General features: G+C 35.1%; 8 protein-coding genes. All 8 read right to left on the reverse strand.

Features of this window, described 5'->3' with window-relative positions; genetic code table 11:
• Positions 1-130: 130 nt before the first annotated feature.
• On the reverse strand, positions 131-847 hold the full coding sequence (locus tag ABFX15_RS10040; protein WP_346025283.1) for a DUF4085 family protein: 717 nt from the start codon (positions 845-847) through the stop codon (positions 131-133).
• A gap of 35 nt (positions 848-882) precedes the next feature.
• Positions 883-1440 (reverse strand): GNAT family N-acetyltransferase, encoded by a 558-nt coding sequence (locus ABFX15_RS10045; RefSeq protein ID WP_346025284.1) that lies wholly within the window; start codon positions 1438-1440, stop codon positions 883-885.
• A gap of 498 nt (positions 1441-1938) precedes the next feature.
• Complete coding sequence (locus ABFX15_RS10050; RefSeq protein WP_346025285.1) at positions 1939-2274, reverse strand: potassium channel family protein; 336 nt, start codon at positions 2272-2274, stop codon at positions 1939-1941.
• 29 nt (positions 2275-2303) lie between these two features.
• Positions 2304-2618, reverse strand: a complete 315-nt coding sequence (locus ABFX15_RS10055; RefSeq protein WP_346025290.1) for an NAD-binding protein — start codon at positions 2616-2618, stop codon at positions 2304-2306.
• Between the two features lie 107 nt (positions 2619-2725).
• Entirely contained in the window at positions 2726-3388 is a 663-nt protein-coding gene (locus ABFX15_RS10060) for a P-II family nitrogen regulator (RefSeq protein WP_346025286.1), read from the reverse strand.
• Complete coding sequence (locus ABFX15_RS10065; protein WP_346025287.1) at positions 3381-4205, reverse strand: DUF1538 domain-containing protein; 825 nt, start codon at positions 4203-4205, stop codon at positions 3381-3383. The genes ABFX15_RS10060 and ABFX15_RS10065 overlap by 8 nt, the downstream gene beginning before the upstream one ends.
• Positions 4183-4767: a DUF1538 domain-containing protein gene (locus ABFX15_RS10070; RefSeq protein ID WP_346025288.1), complete on the reverse strand. Its 585-nt coding sequence runs from the start codon at positions 4765-4767 to the stop codon at positions 4183-4185. Before ABFX15_RS10070 ends, ABFX15_RS10065 begins: the two co-directional genes overlap by 23 nt.
• Before the next feature lie 191 nt (positions 4768-4958).
• The gene (locus tag ABFX15_RS10075) at positions 4959-5261 is read right to left on the reverse strand and encodes a P-II family nitrogen regulator (protein ID WP_346025289.1); all 303 of its coding nucleotides are present in this window, start codon (positions 5259-5261) and stop codon (positions 4959-4961) included.
• Positions 5262-5417: the final 156 nt, after the last annotated feature.

Raw genomic sequence — 5417 nt, forward strand, 5'->3', positions numbered from 1 at the left:
TTGATATCACTTCCTTTCTATTGGTTACCACTGAATATAGTATACAACAAAAAGGACAGATTAACCACTTCAAGCTATCGCTTGACCGAAATTCATCTCCCACTTTCACTGGTGCTTCGCACCCATACGCTTAGAAGTGGGAGACTTCTTTCGGAATTACGTTAAAATTGGTAAAGCCTCCGTCTGTATTCAAGTGGATGACAAGATCTTTTTTCTCAACCTTTAAATCTGTTACTTCGCAATCATGAAAGCTGAATCGTTCTTCTATTATCTGAGGAATATTCTCTTCCTGCTGTACTTTATCATACTCATTTAAAATGTTATTCATCATTTTTTCGTTATCTGAACTTAAAGCTTTTAACTGATTTTTGACTGCTTTGCTGCAATAACCTAGGGAGAAAACTCGGACATCAGCAATTTGCTGGTACAGTTCATGTGGTAGTTTATCCATTATCTCTCTTATACGCGTTTCATGAATGTTTGCAAATGTTTTTTTGCAATCATATTTATCAAACGGCGGACGACTATCATATTCCTCTATAAGTTTTTGTATATGGTCTTTTTCTTCGGGCGACATAGAATAGACCAGCTGATCCTCTTCACTTATAATCTCTTCATTTATAAACATATCTAGAGGGACCATAGCAGTTTCGTCTTCTTCTAACATAAAACGAGGGTCAGTGTCATATATTTCCTGCTGCATATCTACAAATTCTTTCTCTTTTATTTTATAAAGTCTTTGATAGAGCCCTTCGTTAAAAACGCCAGCCCCTTTATGTACTCTCACATCAAAAAGAAAATCTGTCATCTGAGATAATTCATACCATTCTTTTGTTAAATATCGCATACATATATGTCCTTTCAGTTTGATTAAACTTGCCTTTATAATCCAAGTCTGGCCCCTACTTCTGCATACTCTATATCTTTTCTTTCTACATTCCAATTATCGCCTGTTTGTCCGTCCCATATTGCTCCTGTTTCAACGAAACCGACAGACGCAAACAGCTTCCGGACGGCTTCGTTCACCAGCCAATAGGATGTAGCCACTGCATCAGCTTGTCCTTGTGGAAACGTCTCTATGTATTCAATAACTTTCATCATTGCTTGTTTGCCAAACCCTTTGCCTTGATGCTTTTTATCAATCATAAAGCGATTAAGTCCATAAGTATATTTATCTCCATATTTTTTACTTAAAAATGAATCTTCGGACAGTTCGTAAAATCCAATATCGACATATCCTATGACTTCATCATTGTTGCATATAGCGAAAATCATAGGCGGTTTTTCATCGTTAAGTATCTTTACGTAGGCTTTAGCCAAACAATATATGCTGGAATCCACATTTCCCTTCTGCTCATCTGTCATGCTTAACTCCATTACTGCATCAAAATTATCGTGGGTAATCTTTCTTAATTGAACCATTTTTTTTCCAACTTTCATCAATATAAATACTAGTTCATTAACGACATCAGAATAGCATAAAAAACCGAGTGTTTCGACATAAAAAATGATTTGGTAGCAAGGACTTAATCTATATGGAAACAGGAGTACGTGCGGGCGATGGTGTGAAAAGAGCATTAGGAAATGGTTGCCGACATTAGATGAAAAAGTTTTTTAACAAACTTATACTTACCTAGGTCTATTTCATTAATCCAACAGTCAAATGAACCCTCTAGGCATTTAAACTTCACCTAGAGGGTCTTATACTAACTAAATATCATATTATGTGCTTTACTCGAGTAAGCCTTGTTACGCTTTCAACATGCGTTGAGATGATAGTACTTACAATCTAATAAAAGCAGAAGTAGTACTTGCTAAGTTTTATCAGTTCATCCCAATATAGGTTTAATTACACTGTTAGTGTGTAATGACCTCTTCTACAGTGAGAAAAATTCTCTAGATGTTTTGCAGTATAAACTCTTTTCTTGTTCTAAGAACTTATCTTTCACTGGCTAATAACTCTTTTACTTCTTCAAGTTCATTTAAATATCCCATGATATATAAAGTATCCCCTTTACATACTTTGGTATCAGCTTTTGGATTAGAAATATATTCATCAGTGCCAGCTCGAAGCATTCCTAGAATGATTGCCTTAGAGGTCACTAATTTCTGTATACTTTCAAAGTCCTTATTAATAAATTCAGACCGATCATCAATGATAAACTCTTCAACAAGTAGTTGTTCCTGGTCGTTTTTAGTAAGTAGATTCAAAGAATGAGATAGAGATGGGTTCTCTAAATGTGCTAATATCCGGTCCGAGATTAATCTGTCCATTATTAGAACTTTTTTTACTCCAGCTTTCTTTAGTTTCTATATGCTTCTTTTCCTGATGCCCCACATACAATATCTAAGGAAGAATCTAATTCTTTTACCGAAAAAACGGTATAAAGTACTTCACTATTATCTGAAAAGGTAATAACACTCCCTTGAGATTTTTTTATACCGGCTTTCATCAACGTGTCAACATTTTTAGCATTACCACAAACATGAGGTTCATTCAGACTTTTTAATTGCTTGCATTTCTTTTCGTGTTTTTCAACAAAAACATATTCCTGATCATGGATTTTTAATTCAGCGGCAATGCTTTTTCCTAACTTACCATAACCACAGATATAAATTTATTTGAGTGATTATTAGAATTCATATTGCTATTACCTCCTAAATTGATAACTATATCAGAACACTCGCACAGTATAAATAGCTTCCTTATTACCATGGAAATCAACTAGTAAACACCGTATACATTCATCGCATCTTGGGTGTATATAATCCCATTACCCGGTTTATTTATTTCAAGCTTTTCTCTGATGGATGACATGATAGATTCTGTGGCATCATTTTTAGCTAAAATGATTACCATCTCTTTTTCAGGGTCTATTTCCATATCAAAAACTTTAGTTGTTTCATTCACACCAGAACCTCTTGCATTAATGATGGTACCTCCTCTTGAGCCTGCACTCTTTGCAGCCTCTACAACATCGTCTGCCTTTCCTCTATCGACAATCGTCACAATAATTTGATAGAGCGGATGATCAACCACTTGGCTTTTGTCTTCCTTGAAGATACTTGACCGAGAGCCTATAACTTCAACTGTACTCGTAGTAAACGCAATACCATGATGGGGTTTATAGAATTTAAATTGCTTGTTTAATTTATCTAAAGTATTTTCTGCAACTTCACGATTGGCAACCATTAAGACTACTTCTTTTTTTTCATCATACAAGGATAAAAAGTTTAAAAAAGGATTAATGATTGTGCCTTTCCCTAAAATAATCGTTCCACCTGAAACACCATATTTCTTAGCTTGACGTAGAACCTTTGAACCTATGCCCTGATTCACTATGACGTAAATTAAATCATAGACTTTCACATCTTCTAGACTACTCATTTGTTTCTACATCTCCTTTCCTCTTTGATCTAATTGAGAAAATCAAACCTAACATCTGTAAAGTAATTATGGGCATCATCGCTACCATGGCAATCATTCCGAATCCGTCAATAATGACATCAGCACCTTCAAATGCACCCGCTGCTCCTTGAATAAATGCCAGGATAAATGTTGCAGTCATTGGACCTGTTGCCACTCCACCGGCATCAAATGCGATTCCCACAAAGAGTTTTGGTGCAAAAAACATTAGTCCTAAGCTTATTAAATAACCTGGTAATAAGTAATGCCACAATTGTACAGAAGGGACTAATATGCGAATGACCGACAGTAAAACGGCTCCTCCTACACCAGCTGACAAAGAAACTAATACAGCAGGCCGTTTGACATAACCACTCGTAACATCTTCAATTTGTTGAGTCAGGACATGAACAGCCGGTTCAGCTAAAATAGTAGCCACACCTAAAACAAACCCGATGATCAGTATATAAACTTTGTTATCAAGTAATGCTAGATCATTCCCAATAGCAGTACCCACATCCATGAATCCAGTATTGACCCCTACTAAAAAGATAAATAATCCGATAAAGGAATAGATAAACCCTGTGAGTAATTTACGAAACTCTTTTTTACTCAATTTAAAAACTAGTTTCTGGAGAATCAGCAAGATTATTAATAATGGAAGAATGGCTATAAAGCTTTCTAATATATATGTTGGCGTCATTTCTATAAAAGGCTGAAGGATGGTTTGTGTTTCCATCACTTCCGTTTCAATCGTAGCTGATAACGGTTCTGAGTTAGATACTATATCGAGAATCATAACGGATATAATCGCTCCTGTCGATGCTATAGCAATCAAACCAAAACTGTCTTTTTCTGAAGCTTTCGTATCCTTTTTTCAATTTAGAAATACCTACTGAGAGAGACAGTATAAAGGGAACCGCTAGTATTCCTGTTGTAGATCCAGAAGCATCAAACGCAATAGCCAGAAATTCACGAGACGCAAGTATAGCTAAAAGGAAAATAGTTAAGTACAACGCCATAAGCATTTTAAACAATGGTATATTATAAAATATTCTAAGGAACCCTAATGCTAGCATAAGAGCTATCCCTAAAGAGACCACAATTAAAATACTTGTTGAAGCTATTTGGCCAGATGTAACACTTTCAACTTGATTGGCAAGCACCAGTAATCCCGGTTCTGCAATAGATATAAAGAAACCAAGGATAGCGCCTGCTATCAGTACAATCCACAACTTATTCGTCTTAGCTACTGACTTCCCTGTATAATTTCCTAATGGAGTAATACCAAGATCAACTCCTAGAAGAAAAATAGTTAAACCCACTATGACGAATAAAGCACCAATAACGAATCGAGTCATATAGATAGATCCATTGGAACGATGGTGAGATTTAATAAAAACACTAAGCATATAATTGGCAAAACAGCAAAAAATACTTCCTTTAGTTTGGAGTTAGCAATATTCAATACAGTCATCCTTTCTTAAATTTTAATACAGTGACTTTTTTATAATTAAGTTATTCTATAGCCATGCTCATTATAAATCACTAACTATTCAAACATACCATATACTTCATTGATGTTTTGAACAAAGATAACTCCCTTACCAGGTTTATCAATTTCAACTTCTTCTCTTATAGATGATACAATTGATTCAGTGGAATCAGAATTAGACAGAATATAAACCATTTCTTTTTCTGGCTCAATCTCCATATTGAAAATTTTATTGGTTTCGTGAATACCTGCCCCTCTTGCATTGATAATTGTTCCACCTTTTGAACCAGCCAATTTGGCAGCATCTATGACATCTTCTGCTTTTCCTCGATCTACAATAGTAATAATCATTTGGTACATTTAGTCCTTCTCCTCTCCTGACTCTTTATTTATAATGTATCACTGGTGTTGCATAAAACTGAAAATCAGTGTTACTTGTTTATTGCTCAAGTTTCGCACCCCTAAGAACTCCGTTCTATCCTTTACATTATAAGGATTATTTAGATTAATCAGCTT

The organism is Alkalibacterium indicireducens (assembly GCF_039522005.1).
In the GTDB taxonomy this organism is placed as follows: domain Bacteria; phylum Bacillota; class Bacilli; order Lactobacillales; family Carnobacteriaceae_A; genus Alkalibacterium; species Alkalibacterium indicireducens.

Coding starts and splice junctions, on each gene's coding strand:
- ABFX15_RS10060 (WP_346025286.1), bottom strand. CDS start 3,388: ATGAGTAGTCTAGAAGATGTGAAAGTCTATGATTTAATTTACGTCATA.
- ABFX15_RS10050 (WP_346025285.1), bottom strand. CDS start 2,274: ATGGACAGATTAATCTCGGACCGGATATTAGCACATTTAGAGAACCCA.
- ABFX15_RS10070 (WP_346025288.1), bottom strand. CDS start 4,767: ATGACTCGATTCGTTATTGGTGCTTTATTCGTCATAGTGGGTTTAACT.
- ABFX15_RS10065 (WP_346025287.1), bottom strand. CDS start 4,205: ATGATTCTCGATATAGTATCTAACTCAGAACCGTTATCAGCTACGATT.
- ABFX15_RS10075 (WP_346025289.1), bottom strand. CDS start 5,261: ATGTACCAAATGATTATTACTATTGTAGATCGAGGAAAAGCAGAAGAT.
- ABFX15_RS10040 (WP_346025283.1), bottom strand. CDS start 847: ATGCGATATTTAACAAAAGAATGGTATGAATTATCTCAGATGACAGAT.
- ABFX15_RS10045 (WP_346025284.1), bottom strand. CDS start 1,440: ATGAAAGTTGGAAAAAAAATGGTTCAATTAAGAAAGATTACCCACGAT.